15 protein-coding genes, 2 tRNA genes and 1 other RNA gene are annotated in these 17,271 nt (G+C 65.9%); 15 read left to right on the top strand and 3 right to left on the bottom strand.

Annotated elements, in window-relative coordinates; genetic code table 11:
• Positions 1-15: 15 nt before the first annotated feature.
• The 3 genes from rplU to cgtA all read left to right on the top strand — a co-directional run bounded on the left by rplU (position 16) and on the right by cgtA (position 1,857).
• Positions 16-330 (top strand): 50S ribosomal protein L21, encoded by a 315-nt coding sequence (gene rplU, locus ACFPK0_RS06105; RefSeq protein WP_056080326.1) that lies wholly within the window; start codon positions 16-18, stop codon positions 328-330.
• Positions 331-349: 19 nt separating this feature from the next.
• Positions 350-607 carry a 50S ribosomal protein L27 gene (gene rpmA / locus ACFPK0_RS06110; RefSeq protein ID WP_056080323.1) on the top strand — a complete coding sequence of 86 codons (258 nt, stop codon included), beginning with the start codon at positions 350-352 and terminating at the stop codon, positions 605-607.
• Between the two features lie 170 nt (positions 608-777).
• Positions 778-1,857, top strand: coding sequence for an Obg family GTPase CgtA (gene cgtA / locus ACFPK0_RS06115; RefSeq protein ID WP_377339113.1), 1,080 nt, complete (start codon positions 778-780; stop codon positions 1,855-1,857).
• A gap of 153 nt (positions 1,858-2,010) precedes the next feature.
• On the opposite strand, the gene rpsT is transcribed toward cgtA, so the two are convergent.
• Positions 2,011-2,274, bottom strand: a complete 264-nt coding sequence (gene rpsT / locus ACFPK0_RS06120) for a 30S ribosomal protein S20 (protein WP_007081762.1) — start codon at positions 2,272-2,274, stop codon at positions 2,011-2,013.
• A gap of 249 nt (positions 2,275-2,523) precedes the next feature.
• Between rpsT and murJ the strand changes: the two genes are divergently transcribed.
• The 5 genes from murJ to ispH all read left to right on the top strand — a co-directional run bounded on the left by murJ (position 2,524) and on the right by ispH (position 9,840).
• Entirely contained in the window at positions 2,524-4,134 is a 1,611-nt protein-coding gene (gene murJ / locus ACFPK0_RS06125; protein WP_377339116.1) for a murein biosynthesis integral membrane protein MurJ, read from the top strand.
• 61 nt (positions 4,135-4,195) lie between these two features.
• Positions 4,196-5,146 carry a bifunctional riboflavin kinase/FAD synthetase gene (locus ACFPK0_RS06130; RefSeq protein WP_235578650.1) on the top strand — a complete coding sequence of 317 codons (951 nt, stop codon included), beginning with the start codon at positions 4,196-4,198 and terminating at the stop codon, positions 5,144-5,146.
• Between the two features lie 98 nt (positions 5,147-5,244).
• The gene (gene ileS / locus ACFPK0_RS06135) at positions 5,245-8,106 is read left to right on the top strand and encodes an isoleucine--tRNA ligase (RefSeq protein WP_377339118.1); all 2,862 of its coding nucleotides are present in this window, start codon (positions 5,245-5,247) and stop codon (positions 8,104-8,106) included.
• 175 nt (positions 8,107-8,281) lie between these two features.
• Positions 8,282-8,779, top strand: a complete 498-nt coding sequence (lspA, locus tag ACFPK0_RS06140; RefSeq protein ID WP_377339121.1) for a signal peptidase II — start codon at positions 8,282-8,284, stop codon at positions 8,777-8,779.
• Positions 8,780-8,877: 98 nt separating this feature from the next.
• Positions 8,878-9,840 carry a 4-hydroxy-3-methylbut-2-enyl diphosphate reductase gene (gene ispH / locus ACFPK0_RS06145; protein WP_056604698.1) on the top strand — a complete coding sequence of 321 codons (963 nt, stop codon included), beginning with the start codon at positions 8,878-8,880 and terminating at the stop codon, positions 9,838-9,840.
• 77 nt (positions 9,841-9,917) lie between these two features.
• Here the strand turns inward: ispH and ACFPK0_RS06150 are convergent.
• A tRNA-Pro gene (locus tag ACFPK0_RS06150) sits at positions 9,918-9,994 on the bottom strand.
• Positions 9,995-10,157: 163 nt separating this feature from the next.
• Here ACFPK0_RS06150 and hisS point away from each other — a divergent pair.
• Together hisS and ACFPK0_RS06160 are read left to right on the top strand one after the other, a co-directional pair.
• The gene (hisS, locus tag ACFPK0_RS06155; RefSeq protein ID WP_056604695.1) at positions 10,158-11,531 is read left to right on the top strand and encodes a histidine--tRNA ligase; all 1,374 of its coding nucleotides are present in this window, start codon (positions 10,158-10,160) and stop codon (positions 11,529-11,531) included.
• A 104-nt stretch (positions 11,532-11,635) separates the two neighbouring features.
• Positions 11,636-12,034: a DUF6165 family protein gene (locus tag ACFPK0_RS06160; RefSeq protein ID WP_056080301.1), complete on the top strand. Its 399-nt coding sequence runs from the start codon at positions 11,636-11,638 to the stop codon at positions 12,032-12,034.
• An 81-nt stretch (positions 12,035-12,115) separates the two neighbouring features.
• On the opposite strand, the gene ACFPK0_RS06165 is transcribed toward ACFPK0_RS06160, so the two are convergent.
• Positions 12,116-13,171, bottom strand: coding sequence for a glycosyltransferase family 9 protein (locus ACFPK0_RS06165; RefSeq protein WP_377339124.1), 1,056 nt, complete (start codon positions 13,169-13,171; stop codon positions 12,116-12,118).
• Positions 13,172-13,205: 34 nt separating this feature from the next.
• Between ACFPK0_RS06165 and ACFPK0_RS06170 the strand changes: the two genes are divergently transcribed.
• The 5 genes from ACFPK0_RS06170 to dnaX all read left to right on the top strand — a co-directional run bounded on the left by ACFPK0_RS06170 (position 13,206) and on the right by dnaX (position 17,260).
• Positions 13,206-13,937, top strand: coding sequence for a 3-deoxy-D-manno-octulosonic acid kinase (locus ACFPK0_RS06170; RefSeq protein ID WP_377339126.1), 732 nt, complete (start codon positions 13,206-13,208; stop codon positions 13,935-13,937).
• On the top strand, positions 13,934-14,692 hold the full coding sequence (locus ACFPK0_RS06175) for an MBL fold metallo-hydrolase (RefSeq protein WP_377339129.1): 759 nt from the start codon (positions 13,934-13,936) through the stop codon (positions 14,690-14,692). Before ACFPK0_RS06170 ends, ACFPK0_RS06175 begins: the two co-directional genes overlap by 4 nt.
• Positions 14,693-14,976: 284 nt before the next feature.
• Positions 14,977-15,066 (top strand) — tRNA-Ser (locus ACFPK0_RS06180).
• An 81-nt stretch (positions 15,067-15,147) separates the two neighbouring features.
• Positions 15,148-15,244: signal recognition particle sRNA small type (gene ffs / locus ACFPK0_RS06185), an RNA gene on the top strand.
• A 324-nt stretch (positions 15,245-15,568) separates the two neighbouring features.
• Complete coding sequence (gene dnaX / locus ACFPK0_RS06190; RefSeq protein ID WP_056080288.1) at positions 15,569-17,260, top strand: DNA polymerase III subunit gamma/tau; 1,692 nt, start codon at positions 15,569-15,571, stop codon at positions 17,258-17,260.
• Positions 17,261-17,271 lie beyond the last annotated feature (11 nt).

The following is a 17,271-nucleotide window of genomic DNA, read 5'->3' on the forward strand; positions in this document are numbered from 1 at the left end:
CAGAAGGGCATTCCCATGAGTTACGCAGTCATCAAGACTGGCGGCAAGCAGTACCGCGTTCAGCAGGGCGATGTCCTGCGCGTGGAGCTGTTGACCGCCGAAGAAGGCGCCACCGTGAGCTTCGACCAGGTGTTGATGGTCGGTTCCGGCGAGTCGGTCACCGTCGGTGCGCCGGTCGTGGAAGGCGCCACCGTCAGCGCCACCGTCCGCAAGCACGGCCGCGCCGACAAGATCCGCATCATCAAATTCCGCCGCCGCAAGCACTACAAGCGGCAGCAGGGTCACCGTCAGCACTTCACCGAAATCGAGATCACGGGCATCAACGCCTGAGCAACTGGAGCATTGAGTCATGGCACATAAAAAAGGCGTAGGTTCCAGCCGCAACGGTCGCGATTCGAACCCGAAATACCTGGGCGTGAAGATCTACGGCGGCCAGGCCATCGAAGCCGGCAACATCATCGTGCGTCAGCGCGGCACCCAGTTCCACCCGGGTGTGGGCGTCGGCCTGGGCCGCGACCACACGCTGTTCGCGCTGGTTGATGGCACCGTGCAGTTCAAGGTCCGCGGCGACAAGAACCGCCGTTTCGTCGACGTCGTGCAGGCGTAAGCCTCCCGCGACGCGGCAGCGAAGGCCCCGCTTCGGCGGGGTTTTTCGTTTGTAGCGAGGCGTTGGGAACAGGGAATGGCAGAAGCGGGCTCGCCGCTAATCCCGTACCCTCTCCGGATCGCCGGCTTTTCCTATTCCCCATTCCCTATTCCCCATTCCCGGCCTTCCCAATGAAATTCGTCGACGAAGCAAACATCACGGTCCAGGCGGGCAATGGCGGCAATGGCTGCATCAGTTTCCGCCGCGAGAAATTCATCCCGTTCGGCGGGCCCGATGGCGGTGACGGTGGCTATGGCGGCTCCGTGTGGCTGGTGGCGGATGAGGGTCTGAACACGCTGGTCGATTTTCGCCATCAGCGCAGCTTCAAGGCCAAGCGCGGCGAGAACGGCATGGGCAGCCAGATGTACGGCAAGGGCGGGGAAGACACGGTCATCCGCGTGCCGGTCGGCACCATGGTCACCAATGTCGATACCGACGAGGTGATCGGCGACCTGACCAGCCACGGCCAGCGCATGCTGGTGGCGCAGGGCGGCAAGGGCGGCCTGGGCAATATCCACTTCAAGAGTTCGGTGAACCGGGCGCCGCGCAAGGCCACGCCGGGCACGCCGGGCGACGCGCGCGAGCTGAAGCTGGAGCTGCGCCTGCTGGCGGACGTGGGCCTGCTGGGCTTTCCCAATGCGGGCAAATCCACCTTCATCCGGGCCGTGTCGGCGGCCACGCCGCGGGTGGCGGATTACCCGTTCACCACGCTGCATCCCAACCTGGGTGTGGTCAGTCTGGGTACCGACCAGAGTTTCGTGATCGCCGACATTCCCGGCCTGATCGAGGGCGCCGCCGATGGTGCGGGGCTGGGCATCCAGTTCCTGCGCCACGTGGCGCGGACGTCGCTGCTGCTGCACCTGGTCGACATCGCGCCCATCGACGACACCGACGTGGTGGCGCAGGTGCGCGCGATCGAGAACGAGCTGGCCAAGTTCAACCCGGAATTGCTGGAGCGCCCGCGCTGGCTGGTGCTGAACAAGGCCGACATGCTGGCGCCGGACGAACGCGACGCCGTGGCCGCCGATATCGTGCAGCGGCTGGGCTGGACACAGCCGTGGTTCCTGGTGTCGGCGGCGACGCGCGAGAACACGTTGACGGTGTGCCAGCAGGTGCAGCAATTCTTCGACGCGCAGCGCGAGGAGCACCAGGGCCGCACCGACATGCTGGCCGGTGACGTGCGGCTGCGCGGGGAAGAGCCGCAGGGCTGAGGCCCATCGCAAACGCGAAAAGCCGGCGCGCGCCGGCTCCGCTTCAGGCCATGAATAAAACTGGCCCATGAATAAAGCCGGCTTGCGCCGGCTTTATCGTTTCAATGGCGGGGGATTTCCCCGCCATTGCCAACCCGGATCGCGGTGGCTGGCTTACGCCAGTTCGCGGATCTTCGCGTTGAGGCGGCTCTTGTGACGGGCGGCCTTGTTCTTGTGGATCAGGCCGCGGGCGGCGTAACGATCCATCACCGGCTGGGCGACGGTGAAGGCGGCAACGGCGGCTGCCTTGTCCTTGGCCTCGATGGCCTTGACGACCTTTTTCAGGGCGGTGCGGACCATGGAACGTGCGCTGATGTTGCGCAGGCGGCGCTGTTCGGACTGGCGCGCGCGCTTCTTCGCGGACTTGATGTTGGCCAAGGTAGAACTCCGGAATGCAGTGTTGGGGTTGGAAAAAGACGCCAATTATGCGGGTGATTCGGCCGTGCGTCAATTGAATGCAGGCCATGGCCGGGCCATCGTCGAGCCCCGGCCATGGCCTTGCCGCCAGGATGCCCGGATTCTGCCCGCGCCGGGCTGTCAACTTGGCGCCGGCCGCTGTCAAACTACGCGCCGCGCCCGGCTGGCCCGGGCGCCTCCCTCCGCTCAGCACAAGGCGATATCAGGCGCATGAAGTCTCCCAGCATGTTCCGCGGGCTGCTCTCGTTCAGCAGCATGACGATGATCTCGCGGGTGCTCGGGCTGGTGCGCGACATGTCGATCAACGCGGCCTTCGGCGCCAACGGGGCCACCGACGCGTTCTGGGTGGCGTTTCGCATCCCCAATTTCATGCGCCGGCTGTTTGCCGAGGGTTCGTTCTCCACCGCCTTCGTGCCGGTGTTCACCGAGGTGAAGGAGAAGGGCACGCATGCGGAGCTGAAGAACCTGATGTCGAGGGTGTCGGGCACGCTCGGCGGCGTGTTGCTGCTGATTACGGCGCTGGGCATTTTCTTCGCGCCGCAGGTCACCGTGCTGTTTTCGCCCGGCGCGATCGGCGAGCCGCGCAAATTCGAGTTGACCGTCGATCTGCTGCGGCTGACGTTTCCGTTCCTGCTGTTCGTGTCGTTGACCGCGCTTTCCGGTGGCGCGCTCAACAGTTTCCATCGGTTCGCCTTGCCGGCGCTGACGCCGGTGATCCTCAACCTGTGCATGATCGGCGGCGCACTGTGGCTGTCGCGGCGGCTGGATACGCCGATCATGGCGATGGGCTGGGCGATCCTGGCCGCCGGCATCCTGCAGTTGCTGTTCCAGTTGCCGGCGTTGCGCGGGCTGGATCTGCTGACCTTGCCGCGCTGGGGTTGGAGCCATCCCGAGGTGCGCAAGATCATGCGGCTGATGGTGCCCACGCTGTTCGGCTCGTCGGTGGCGCAGATCAACCTGCTGTTCGATACCGTGATCGCTTCGCTGCTGATCGCCGGTTCGCAGAGCTGGCTGTCGCAGGCTGATCGGTTCCTGGAACTGCCACTGGGCGTGTTTGGCGTGGCGCTGGGCACGGTGATCCTGCCGTCGCTGTCGCGCCATCACGTCACCACCGACACCGCGGGTTTCTCGCGCGCGCTGGACTGGGGCCTGCGCATCACCTTGCTGATTGCGGTGCCGGCGATGTTCGCACTGTTGCTGCTGGCCGGGCCGCTGGTGGCCACGCTGTTCCAGCACGGCCACTGGACCGCGCACGACACGCATATGGCGACCTTGTCGATCACCGCGCTGAGCTTCGGTCTGCCGGCCTTCGCGCTGGTGAAGGTGTTGCTGCCCGCGTTCTATTCGCGCCAGGACACCCGCACGCCGGTGCGCGCGGCGGTGGCGTCGTTGCTGACCAACATGGTGTTGAACGTGGTGTTCCTGCTGCTGCTGTTCGAGTGGTGGGCGCCGTCCGCGCTGAAGCAATTACCCTTGCTGGATGGCCTGGCCCGGCTGCCCGGCCTGCATATGGCGCTGGGCATGGCCAGCGCGGTGGCGGCGTACGTCAACCTGTGGCTGTTGTGGCATTGGCTGAAGCGCGCCGGCGTGTATCAGCGCCAGCCCGGCTGGGCGCGCCACCTGCTGCGGCTGGCGGTGGCATGTACGGCGATGGTGGCCGTGCTGTTGCTGGGGCGCTGGGTGTGGCCGGACTGGACGGTCGGCGTATCCGTGGTGGACCGCTTGTGGCATCTGGCGCTGCTGGTTTGCGGCGGCGGCCTGACGTATGTCGGCATGCTGTTCGCCACCGGCTTCCGCTTGCGCGATCTGCGCGGCGCGTGATGGCGTCGACACGGCGCTTGCGCTCAATCGCGGCGGGTGCGCCCGTTATACTGGCGCCATGATGAGACTTTCCAGGGATGTCGCGGGCCCTTGCCTGGCGCCACACGGCAGTGTGGTTGCCGTGGGCGCCTTCGACGGCCTCCATCGCGGGCACCAGACGTTGTTGGCCAAAGTGCGCGAGCGCGCCCGGGCGCTCGGTTGCACGCCGGCGGTGGTGAGTTTCGAGCCGTTGCCGCGTACGTTTTTCTCGCCTGAACCGGTGCCGCGGTTGTCCAGCGTGCGCGAGAAGATCAAGGGCTTTGCCGCCGCGGGCATGGAGCAGGCCCTGTTGCTGCGCTTCAACCGCGCGCTGACCGCGATGCCCGCCGAGGATTTCGTGCGCCGCGTGTTGTGCGACCGGCTGGCGACGCGCGAGGTGTGGGTGGGCGGCGATTTCCGCTTCGGGCACAAGCGCGGCGGCGACGTGCCGCTGCTGGAGCGCATGGGTCGCGAGCTGGGTTTTGCCGCCTGCACCATGCCGGCGGTGCAACTGCACGGTGCGCGGGTCTCCGCCAGCCGCGTGCGCGCGCTGCTGGCCGCGGGCGAGTTCACCGGCGCCGAGCCGTTGCTTGGCCGTCCATTCGTGATCGACGGCAAGGTGGAATACGGCAACCAGCTGGGCCGCACGCTGGGCTACCCCACCGCCAATATCCACCTGCAGCAGCGGGTCAGCCCGGTGCAGGGCATCTTTGCCGTGCGTGTGGGCCTGGGCGAAGGCGAATGCAGTTGGCCAGGCGTGGCCAGCCTGGGTGTGCGGCCCACGGTGAACGAGGTGAGCCAGCCGCTGCTGGAAGTGCATCTTTTTGATTTCGAGGGCGACCTCTACGGCCAGCGCATGGCGGTGGAGTTTGTCGCCAAGCTGCGCGACGAACAGAAATTCGACGGGCTCGAACCGCTCAAGGCGCAGATGCATCTGGACGCCTGCCGGGCGCGCGAGCTGCTGGGCATGAACCCGCGATTGAGTGCCCCGTGAAACCCCGCCACGGATTCCCGCACGCCGCGTAATCCATTAACGTTGAACCCTTTGCCCGCCCAAGGCGGGCGGCAACCGCTAGCCATGGCAACCCCGCAATGACCCACGATTACAAGAGCACCATCAACCTGCCGCAGACGGCGTTCCCGATGCGCGGCGACCTGCCCAAGCGCGAGCCGGGTTGGCTGGCGGAGTGGGAACAGGTCGATCGCTATGCGCAGATCCAGCAGCTAACCGCCAACCGCGACAAGGTGTTCGTGTTGCACGACGGCCCGCCGTACGCCAACGGCGCGATCCACATCGGCCACGCCGTCAACAAGATCCTGAAGGACATCACGGTCAAGTCGAAGCTGCTCTCCGGCCATCGCGCGCCGTACGTGCCCGGCTGGGATTGCCACGGCCTGCCGATCGAGATCGCAGTGGAGAAGAAATTCGGCAAGCCCGGGGTGAAGCTCGACGCCGCCGCGTTCCGGCAGAAATGCCGCGAATACGCCGCCGAGCAGGTCGACACCCAGCGCGCCGATTTCAAGCGCCTGGGCGTGCTGGGTGACTGGTCGCACCCGTACCGCACGATGGATTTCAGCTACGAAGCCGACATGCTGCGCGCGCTGGCCCGCATCGTCTCCAACGGGCATGTGCTGCGCGGCGCCAAGCCGGTGTACTGGTGCTTCGATTGTGCCTCGGCGCTGGCCGAGGCGGAAATCGAATACGGCGACAAGGTCTCGCCCGCCGTCGACGTGGCGTATGACGCCGTCGACGCCAAGGCGCTGGCGGCGGCATTCGGCGTGGACGCGGGTGACGCCATCGTGGCCATCCCGATCTGGACCACCACGCCCTGGACGCTGCCGGAAAGCCAGGCGGTGTCGCTGGGTGCGGAGCTGGAATATGCGTTGATTGAAGGGCCGCAGCGCGGTGGCAAGCGCGTGCTGCTGGTTGTCGCGTCCGCGCTGGTTGAAAAGGTGACGCAGCGTTACGGGCTGGAGCAGGCGATCGTGCTGGGCCACGCCGAAGGCAAGGCGCTCGAAGGCCAGAAACTCCACCATCCCTTCTACCCGCGCGAAGTCCCCGTGATCCTCGGCGATCACGTCAGCGCCGAAGACGGTACCGGCGCCGTGCACACCTCGCCCGATCACGGCGTCGAGGATTTCGTGGTGGCCCGCGAATACGGCATCGAGTTGCTCAACTACATCGAGCCGCGCGGCACCTACCGTGCCGATACGCCGGCCGCCGATGGCCTCGAGCTGGGCGGCATGCACATCTGGAAGGCCAACGACGCCCTCGTCGACCTGCTGCGCCAACGCGGCGTGCTGCTGGCGTTCGCGAAGATCGAGCACAGCTACCCGAACTGCTGGCGCCACAAGACGCCGGTGATCTATCGCACCACGCCGCAGTGGTTCATCTCGATGGAGCAGGCGAAGCTGCGCGAGACCGCGCTCACCGCGATCAAGTCCGTGCGCTGGGTGCCGGGCTGGGGTGAGGAGCGCATCGCCGGCATGGTCGCCGGCCGCCCGGACTGGTGCATCTCGCGCCAGCGTACCTGGGGCGTGCCGATCGCGCTGTTCGTGCACAAGGCCACGCAGGAACCGCATCCCGATTCGGTGGCGTTGCTGGAGCAGGTGGCCAAGAAAGTCGAGCAGGGCGGCGTCGATGCCTGGTTCACGCTGGATCCGGCCGAACTGCTGGGCGACGACGCGGCCAACTACGAGAAAGTCACCGACGTGCTGGACGTGTGGTTCGATTCCGGCGTCACCCATTTCGCCGTGATCGGCCAGCGCCCGGAACTGCAGCAGGGCACTGCCTCGCATTACAAGGTGATGTACCTGGAAGGCTCCGACCAGCATCGCGGCTGGTTTCAGTCGTCCTTGCTGACCTCGTCGGCGATCTTCGGCCGCGCGCCGTACCAGGATGTGCTGACTCACGGTTTCGCGGTGGACGCCAATGGCCGCAAGATGTCCAAGTCGCTGGGCAATGTGGTGGCGCCGCAGAAGGTGATGGACACGCTGGGCGCCGACGTATTGCGCCTGTGGGTGGCCTCGGCCGATTACCGCAACGAGATGACCGTTTCGGACGAGATCCTGAAGCGCGTCTCCGACACCTACCGCCGCATCCGCAACACCGCCAAATTCCTGCTCGGCAACCTCGACGGTTTCGACCCGGCGAAACACCTGCTGCCGGTGGAAGACAGCCTGCTGCTCGACCAGTGGGCCGTGCAGCAGGCATACGACGTGCAACAGGCGGTGCTGGCGGCGTATGAGCGTTACGACTTCCCCGAAGTGGTGGCGCGCATCCAGAACTTCTGCACCAACGAGCTCGGTGCGCTGTACCTGGACATCACCAAGGACCGGCTCTACACCATGCCGACCGACAGCCGCGGCCGGCGCAGCGCGCAGAGCGCGATGTACCGCATCGCCGAGGCGCTGGTGCGTTGGCTGGCGCCAGTGCTGGCGTTCACTGCCGAGGAAATCTGGCAGCAGTTGCCCGGTGAACGCGGCGACAGCGTGCTGTTCGAAACCTGGTACGACGGCCTGGTCGCCACCCAGGATTCGCCCGCGCAGCGCCGCTATTGGGCCGAGCTGCTGGCGATCCGCGATACCGCCTCGCGCGTGCTGGAAGGCATGCGCAAGGCCGAGCGCATTGGCGCCGCGCTGGAGGCGAAGCTGGTGATCCATGCGGATGACGCCACGCAGGCGCGCCTGGCCGACACCGCCGACGAACTGCGCTTCTTTTTCATCGTTTCCGACCTGCACGTGGCGCCGTTGCTGCCGCGGCCGGAGGATGCCGTGAAGGTCGATCTGGAAGGCGCCGAGGCCTGGGTCTCGGCCAGCGTCAGCGACGCCGCCAAGTGCGTGCGCTGCTGGCATCGCCGCGATGACGTCGGCAGCCATGCGGAGCATCCGGAACTGTGCGGGCGCTGCGTAAGCAATGTCGAAGGGCCGGGGGAGGATCGGCGCTGGTTCTGATCTCGGAGCGGCCCCCTTCCGCCCTTCGGGCACCTTCCCCCGCAAGCGGGGGAAGGAAGCTGGCTGTTTCGAGGAGTCCGATGACTTCCTTCCCCCGCTTGCGGGGGAAGGTGGTCGACAGGCCGGATGGGGGCCGCTCCGCGGCGCTCTCCACTAACCCACACACGAGCCACCCATGACCAAACCCAACGCACTCCCGTGGCTGTGGCTCTCCGCCATCGTCATCGCGCTCGACCAGCTCAGCAAATGGTGGGCGCTGCACGCCCTGGCGCCGGCGGGCGTGCCGCATCCGGTGATCCCCGGGTTCCTCAACTGGACGCTGGCCTTCAACCGTGGCGCGGCTTTCAACTTTCTGGCCGGTGGCAGCGGCTGGCAACGCTGGTTCTTCGTGGTGCTGGCGCTGGTCATTTGCGCGGTGCTGCTGGTGTGGCTGGCACGCACACCGCGGCGCGACTGGCGCACCGGCCTGCCGCTGGGCCTGATCGTGGGTGGCGCGCTGGGCAACCTGATCGATCGGCTGCACGCGGCGCAGGTCACCGACTTCATCCATGTCTACTTTCGCCAGTGGGACTACCCGGTGTTCAACGTGGCCGATTGCGGCATCACCGTGGGCGCGGTGCTGCTGATCGTGTTCGGCATGTTCGGCGGCAAGTCTGGGGACGGCGTGCGATAATCGGCGTTCTTGTAGGAGCGGCTTGAGCCGCGACGGGTAGCCGGATGTCGCGACTGAAGTCGCTCCTACAGGTGTACCTCAACGCATCGAGACATTCATTGGACATCCTGCTCGCCAACCCCCGTGGCTTCTGTGCTGGCGTCGATCGCGCCATCGCCATCGTCGATCGTGCGCTGGAATCCTACGGGCCGCCGATCTACGTGCGGCACGAGGTGGTACACAACCGCTACGTGGTGGAGAAACTGCGCGCCGACGGCGCGGTGTTCGTCGAGGAGCTGCACGAGGTGCCCGACGGCGCCACGGTGATCTTCAGCGCGCACGGCGTATCGCAGGGCGTGCGCGAGGAGGCCGCGCAGCGTCACCTGAAAGTTTTCGATGCCACCTGTCCACTGGTCACCAAGGTGCATATGGAAGTGGCGCGGCTGGGCCGCATCGGCCGCAGCGTGGTGTTGATCGGCCACGCCGGTCACCCGGAAGTCGAAGGCACGATGGGGCAGTGGAACGCCGCCAATGCAGGCGAGATCTTGCTGGTGGAATCGCTGGAGTGCGTGGCGAAGCTTGCGCCGCGCGACCCGCACCAGCTTTCCTACGTCACCCAGACCACGCTGTCGGTGGACGACACCAAGGCGATCATCGACGCCCTGCGCCAGAAATTCCCCGACATCGAAGGGCCGCGCAAGGACGACATCTGCTACGCCACCCAGAACCGGCAGGACGCCGTACGCCGGCTGGCCGACTCGGTCGACCTGATGCTGGTGGTCGGCTCGGTCAACAGCTCCAACTCCAACCGCCTGCGCGAGCTGGCGCAGAAGCGTGGCGTGCGTTCCTTCCTGATCGACGGCGCCGAGCACATCGAGCGCAGCTGGCTGGATGGCGTGAACCGCATCGGCCTCACCGCCGGCGCATCCGCACCGGAGAAACTCGTGCTCGACGTGATCGAGCGCCTGCAGTCCTGGGGCGCCGGTGCCGTGCGCGAGCTGGACGGCGAGCCGGAAAACATCACCTTCGCCCTGCCCAAGGAATTGCGGCTGGTGAACGACACGGATTCCGCGACGCCCTGAGCTCCACGCATCGCCGCATCAGGCGGCGAACTCGGGGCACAAAAAAGCCGGCGTAAAGCCGGCTTTTTCATCGAATTTGGTCGGGGAGACAGGATTCGAACCTGCGACTTCTACGTCCCGAACGTAGCGCTCTACCAGGCTGAGCTACACCCCGTGGGAAGCCGCGTATCTTAATCGCCGCGCGGGTGCTTGGCAACAGGTTTTGCGCAGCAACCGGATGGATGCGGCGGCGAGAGGACAGGGCGTTCTGCTAATCTAGGCGGCTCCGTCACGGACTCCACGGGACGGTATCTTCTCCCTTGCCAGCAGAGGCTTTCATGGCGCTTACCTTGGCCCGCACCATGCCCGGCGTGCTCGAGCTGCTGCCGCTCGACCAGATCGCGTTTCAACGCATGCTCGACGTGATCCGTCGCAATTACGAGCGCTTCGGCTTCCTGCCGGTGGAAACGCCGGCCATTGAACACTCCGATGTGTTGCTGACCAAGACCGGTGGCGAAACCGAGCGCCAGGTGTATTTCGTGCAGTCGACCGGCGCGCTGGACAAGGAGGGCGCACCCGAGTTGGCGCTGCGTTTCGACCTGACCGTGCCGTTGGCCCGCTACGTTGCCGAGCACGAGCGCGAGCTGAGTTTCCCGTTCCGCCGCTACCAGATGCAGCGCGTCTATCGCGGCGAACGCGCGCAGCGCGGACGCTTCCGCGAGTTCTACCAGTGCGACATCGACGTGATCGGCAAGGACGCGCTTTCGGTTCGCTACGACGCCGAAATCCCGGCGGTGATCTACAGCGTGTTCCGCGAATTGAACGTGGGCGCGTTCACCATCCAGTTGAACAACCGCAAGCTGATGCGCGGTTACTTCGAGAGCCTGGGTATCGTCGACGGCGAGCGGCAGATGCTGGTGCTGCGTGAAGTGGACAAGCTGGACAAGCGCGGCGCCGATGCCGTGCGCGACACCCTGGTGGGCGAGGCTTTCGGTCTCGACGCCGCCGTGGTGCAGAAGATCCTGGCTTTCGTGCAGGTGCGTTCGACCTCGCTGCAGGACGCCTTCGACAAGCTCGACGCGTTGGGTGCCGGCCCGGAAATCATGGAGCAGGGCCGCGCCGAGTTGAAGGAAGTGCTGGCGATGATCCGCGATTTCGGCGTGCCCGAATCGCATTTCGTGCTGAACCTGTCGATCGCGCGCGGCCTGGATTACTACACCGGCACGGTCTACGAGACCACGCTGAACGATCACCCGCAGATCGGCTCGGTGTGCTCGGGCGGTCGCTACGAAAACCTGGCCGGCCAGTACACCAAGTCGCACCTGCCCGGCGTGGGCATCTCGATCGGGCTGACCCGGCTGTACTGGCAGTTGCGCGACGCTGGGCTGATCAACACTGCGCAGAGCACGGTGGACGTGCTGGTGACGCAGATGGACCCGGCGCAACTGCCGGCCTATCTGGCTCTGGCCAACGAGCTGCGCAGCGCCGGCATCGCCACCGAAGTGGTGCTGGAGGGCGGCAAGCTGGCCAAGCAATTCAAGTACGCCGACCGCGCCGGTATCCGTTTCGTGGTCGTGCTGGGCGAGGACGAGCTGGCCAAGGGCGTGGTGACCGTGAAGGACCTGCGCCGCCAGGATCAGTTCGAGGTGGCGCGCGGCGAGTTGATCAAGACGTTGCGGGTGGAGCTGGAGCAGGCCGCTGCAATGGGCTGAAGGCGGGCCGGATATCGGCCGCCTTCGCTTTCCACTCCGCGACAAGAACAACGGGTTTGGCACCAACAAGCCGAACCCTCAATTTCCCAAAGGAATCCCCAGCCATGAGCCTGATCCAGACGCCGGTGTCCTATGGCGAACTCATCGACAAGATCACCATCCTCGAAATCAAGTCGCGCCGCATCACCGACGAGGCCAAGCTGGCCAACGTGCGCAACGAGCTGGACATGCTCAACGCCACCTGGGCCAACAGCGCCGCCTCGCAAACCGATATCAGCGATGAGCGCGCGCGCTTGCTGGCGGTCAACGAAGCGCTGTGGGACATCGAGGACAACATCCGCCTGATGGAGCGCGCGCAGACGTTCGATGCGGCCTTCATCGAGCTGGCGCGCTCGGTGTATTTCCGCAACGACGAACGCGCCGCGTTCAAGCGCGAGATCAACCAGAAGCTGGGCTCGGAACTGGTCGAGGAAAAGTCGTACCAGGATTACCGCCAGAAATGACGAGCTCCTGTGGGAGCGGCTTCAGCCGCGATGCCTTTGCTACGAGACCTCAGAGCAAGAGCATCGCGACTGAAGTCGCTCCTACAGCAAACCTATTTCGTGGGCGGCGGCTTCGTAGCGTTCGATCGCGTCGTCGATGGTGATCAGATCCATCACGCCGGGCTTTTCGATCTTGCTTCCCCAGGCGATCTCGCTGGCCGGTTTGCCCAGGTATTGGCGGGCGGCCTCGTCGTATTTGTTCACGCACCAGCGGCGGTCGGAATACGGGCCGGAGCGGTCGGGATTGCTGGCGGCGTGCAATCCCAACACCTTGGTGCCGACTGCGTTGGCCATGTGCATCGGGCCCGAGTCGGGCGTCAGCAGCAAGTGTGCGCGGCCAAGCAGGGCCATCAACCGCTTCAAGGTGTCCTTGCCGGTGAGGTCAAGTGGCGCGTGTTTGCAGGCTGCCAGTACCGCGTCGGCCATGTCGCGCTCGATCGGTGAGGGCCCGCCGACCAGCGCCACGCGCCAGCCTCGTGCGTTGGCGTGATCCATCACGGCGGCGTAGCGTTCCGGTCGCCAGTTGCGCAGCGCATGGCTGGACGTAGGGCTCACCAGCAGTGTTGGCGTGTTACCGGGCAATTGCGTGGCGGCCCATGCATGCGCTTCGTCAGGCACCGGGATATTCCAACGCACCTGCCGTTGTTGCAGCCCCAGCGGCTCGCAGAAACTGCCGATCGCATCCAGCACGTGTTCGCCGCGTCGCGCCGGGATGCGTTCGTTGATCACCAGGCCATGCAGGTCGCGCGCACGTGCACGGTCGTAGCCGATGCGGCGTTTGGCCTTGATGCCCAGGCTCAACAGGTTGGAACGCATCGCCACCTGCATCTGCAGCAGCGCGTCGAATCGCTGCCCGCGCAGCGCCTGATGCACCGCGCGCATGCCCGGCCAGCCGGCGGCCTTGTCGAACGTGACAAACGCCACGCCGGGCAGGTCGCCCACCAGCTTGCGTTCGAGCTTGCCGATCACCCACGTCAGCGCCACCCCCGGCCACGCCTGTTGCAGCGTGCGCACCAGCGGCACCACGTGGGTGACATCGCCGATGGCGGAGGTGCGCAGCAGGCAGATCGAGGCGGGAGTCGTCGGGGTGGGAGTCATGGGCCTGGGTTAGAATCGTGGAGGATCACCGGGCATGATGATGCAGGAAGAGACGCTTAACGAGGCGGGCGGCGCGATTGTCTTTGACGCCGCGCTGTCGGCACAAGTCACGCACGACTGGTTTGCGCCGGCGTACTGGCGTGAGCGCGATGCGTTGCGGGTGCAAGCCGGCGGTCGCGGTGGCGTCGCGGTGATCGACACGCCGGCGGGTGAATGCGTGCTGCGCCATTACCGCCGTGGCGGACTGGTCGCCACACTGATGGGTGATCGCTACCTCTGGCGCGGCGCCATGCGCACGCGCCCTTTCGCGGAATTCCATCTGCTTGCCGAGATCGAACGGCTTGGGTTGCCCGGCCCCACACCGGTCGCCGCGCGCTACTGCCGCCAGGGCGCGTTCTACACCGCCGACCTGATCACCCGCCGTATCGCCGATGCGCACACGCTGGCCGAACGCCTGGCCGCGGGGCAACTGGATGGTGCGCTTGCCGAAGCCGTGGGCACGTTGGTGGCGCGCTTTCATCGCGAAGGCATCTGGCATGCGGATCTGAACGCGCACAATGTGATGGTGAGCGCGGACGCATTGTTCCTGATCGATTTCGATCGCGGCCGGAAGCGCGTGCCCCAGGCGGCATGGCAACAGGCCAACCTGCAACGCCTGCGCCGTTCGCTGCTGAAGCTGGGCGCGGCGGCGGGGGATGAAAGCGCTTTCGACCGCGAGCTGTGGCAGCCACTGCTACGCGGCTACCGTCGTACGATGTCGGCATGAACTGGCATTTGCATTTTCTGGGAGTGGGCGCCGCCCACGCGGTGGAACTGGGTTCCTCCGCCGTGGTGCTGGAGCGCGACGGCGAGCCGCTGCTGTTGATCGACTGCGGGCCCGATACGCTGGACCGCTACCAGGCCGCCTATGGCAGCTTGCCGCGGGCGATCTTCATCACCCACACGCACATGGATCACGTGGGTGGCATGGAGCGGTTGTTCACCCGACTGTGGTTCGACGAGCGCCTGCGCGGTCGCACTCGGGTCTTCGCGCATGCCGCGCTGCTGCCGTGGCTGCAGACGCGGGTGGCCGATTATCCCGGCGCGCTGGCCGAAGGCGGGGTCAATTTCTGGGAGGCGTTCCACCTGGTGCCATGCACGCGCGGCTTCTGGCTGGACGGCCTGTGGTTCGACGTCTTCGCCACCCGCCACCACGTCCCCGGCACCTCGTATGGTTTGGCGCTGGACGGCAGCTTTGCCTACACCGGTGACACGCGGCCGATCCCGGAAGTGCTCGACGCGCTGGTCGGCGAATCGATGCTGATCGCGCATGATTGCGGCCTGGTCGGCAACCCGTCGCACACCGGCGTCGACGACATCGAGCGCGAGTACTCCGAGACGCTGCGTCGGCAGATGATGCTCTACCACTACGGCAGCGCCGCCGACGGTGCCGCACTCGCGGCGCGCGGCTACCGCATCGCCATATCGGGCGAGCGCATTGCGCTGGCGTCGCCCACCGTGCCGCGTGCCAGCGCCGGCTGAAACGCTCTCGATTCGCTTGCCTGTACCCCAAGCCAGCGGCTATCCTTCCGCTTCTTTGTCGGGCGGCGTTGCCTGCAAAGACGGTTTCACCCTGCGGAGAGGTGTCCGAGTGGTTGATTGGGGTCGGCTGGAGTTGCGTATAGGGTAAAACCTATCGCGGGTTCGACAAATTTGTCTGGAACAAATTTGGACAGCCGCAGGCTGGCCCCGAACGCCAGTGAGGGGTGAGACTCAGGATGAGTCGAACAATCCCGCTCGTGGGTTGTGGTACGAAAGAGTTTTACGGAGAGGTGTCCGAGTGGTTGAAGGAGCACGCCTGGAAAGTGTGTATAGGGTAAAACCTATCGCGGGTTCGAATCCCGCTCTCTCCGCCAGTTTCCAAGCAAGTGCGACAGCCTGAGGCTGGCGCAACAGCAAATCAGCAAGCGTGCATCGCTTGACGTCCATGGTGGCCCCGTCGGTCCCCCCGCGACGATAGTTCGCAAACTCCGCCAGGTCCGGAAGGAAGCAACGGTAGCGAATGATTCGGGTGCCGGGGTGTGGCTGGCGGGGCCGCCACCATTTCAACTCCGAATTCTTTCCTTGAGCCCGCAGCCTCAGGTAGGCGGCGAACCTGCAAGTGCGGTTCCCGCACGGCACGCTCGCTCCCTCTCCCGCTTGCGGGAGAGGGTTGGGGAGAGGGCCAGTTGGCCCCGCAACTCCCCAATCCGTAACCGCACGCCAGCGGCGACCCCGCAAGTGTGATTCCCGCCCACCGCGCTAGCCCCCGCTCGCGGGAGAGTGTTGGGGAGAGGGCAATCGTACGAGCGCCCAGCCCTTTACTGACTTACCCCGCCCGACTTGGCACAATCGACCTTTGCCCCAACGTTGGTTGCCATGTCTTATCAGGTACTCGCACGCAAGTGGCGCCCCCGTAAATTTTCCGAACTGGTGGGGCAGGAACACGTGGTGCGCGCACTCACCAATGCGCTCGATACCGGACGCATGCACCATGCCTACCTGTTCACCGGCACGCGGGGCGTGGGCAAGACCACGATCGCGCGCATCTTCGCCAAATCATTGAACTGCGAGCGCGGGCAGTCGGCCGATCCGTGTGGCGAGTGTTCGGTGTGCACGGCGGTGGACGAAGGCCGCTTCGTGGATCTGCTGGAGATCGATGCGGCCAGCAACACCGGCGTCGACGACGTGCGCGAGTTGATCGAAAACGCGCAGTACGCACCCTCGCGAGGCCGCTTCAAGGTGTACCTGGTCGACGAGGTGCACATGCTGTCGAAGAACGCGTTCAACGCGTTGCTGAAGACGCTGGAGGAGCCGCCGCCGCACGTGAAATTCCTGCTCGCCACCACCGACCCGCAGAAACTGCCGGTGACGGTGTTGTCGCGCTGCCTGAAGTTCAACCTGAAGCGCCTGCTGCCGGATCAGATCTCCGGCCAGATGCGGCATATCCTGGGCGCCGAGAACCTGACGTACGAGGAAGCCGCCATCGGTGAGCTGGCGCGTGCCGCCGATGGCTCGTTGCGCGACGGGCTGTCGCTGCTCGACCAGGCAATCGCCTATGGCGGCGGTGCGCTGCGTGGCGACGACGTGCGGACCATGCTGGGCAGCGTGGCGCGCGGCCAGGTATTGGGCGTGCTCGATGCGCTGGCCGCGGGCGACGGTGAGCGTCTCCTGGCCGAAGCCACGCAGATCGCTTCGTATTCGCCGGATTTCGGCAGCGTGCTGGACGATCTGGCCAGCGTGCTTCATCGCGTGCAGCTGATCCAGCTGATTCCCGGTTACCGGGCGGAAGAGGGCAGTGACGACGACCAGGCGTTACCGGCGCTCGCCGAGCGCATGGCGCCGGAAGATGTGCAGCTTTATTACCAGATCGCCACCTCGGGTCGCCGCGATCTGGCGCTGGCGCCGGATGCGCGCACCGGCTTCGAGATGGCGTTGTTGCGCATGCTGGCGTTCCGGCCGGGGGATGCGTCGCCCACAGGCACGGAGCGTTCGAACAGCCACACTCCGGCACCCGTGCCAGCGCCCAGGCCGGCACCGGCTCGGACGGAACACCGCGCCACTCCCGTACCTCCCGCCACGGTTCCATCGCCGCCGCGCAATGCCGCGGTGTCGTCGCCGCCACCGCCGGTGGCACCCGCGCCGTCCGCACCGATGCCGCGCGATGCCAACGGCTTGCCGGTGTGGGAGGCCTTGATTGCCCAGGCGGGCTTGCGCGGCCCGCTGGGCTTGCTGGCGCAGAACGCCGTGCTGCGTGAACGCGAAGGGCAAACCCTGGTGCTGGCATTGCAGCCGGTGCACATGCATCTGGCGGTCGAGCCGATGGTCAGCCAGATGGAGGAGCGGATCGGCCAGGCGCTGGGCGAACACATCCGCCTGCGCTTCGTCGGCAGCAGCGCGGATGCGGCCGTGGAGACACCCGCGGCACGGGCCGCCCATGCGCGTGACATGGCGCAGTCGGCCGCCGAACAGGCGATCGAGGGTGATCCGCTGGTGCAATCATTGAAACGCGATTTCGGCGCCAAGGTGGTGCCGCAATCGATCAAGCCCATAGTTGACAGTCGATCCTGACTGAAGAGCGG

It is taken from the genome of Rhodanobacter ginsenosidimutans, assembly GCF_042655685.1.
GTDB classification, from domain to species: domain Bacteria; phylum Pseudomonadota; class Gammaproteobacteria; order Xanthomonadales; family Rhodanobacteraceae; genus Rhodanobacter; species Rhodanobacter ginsenosidimutans.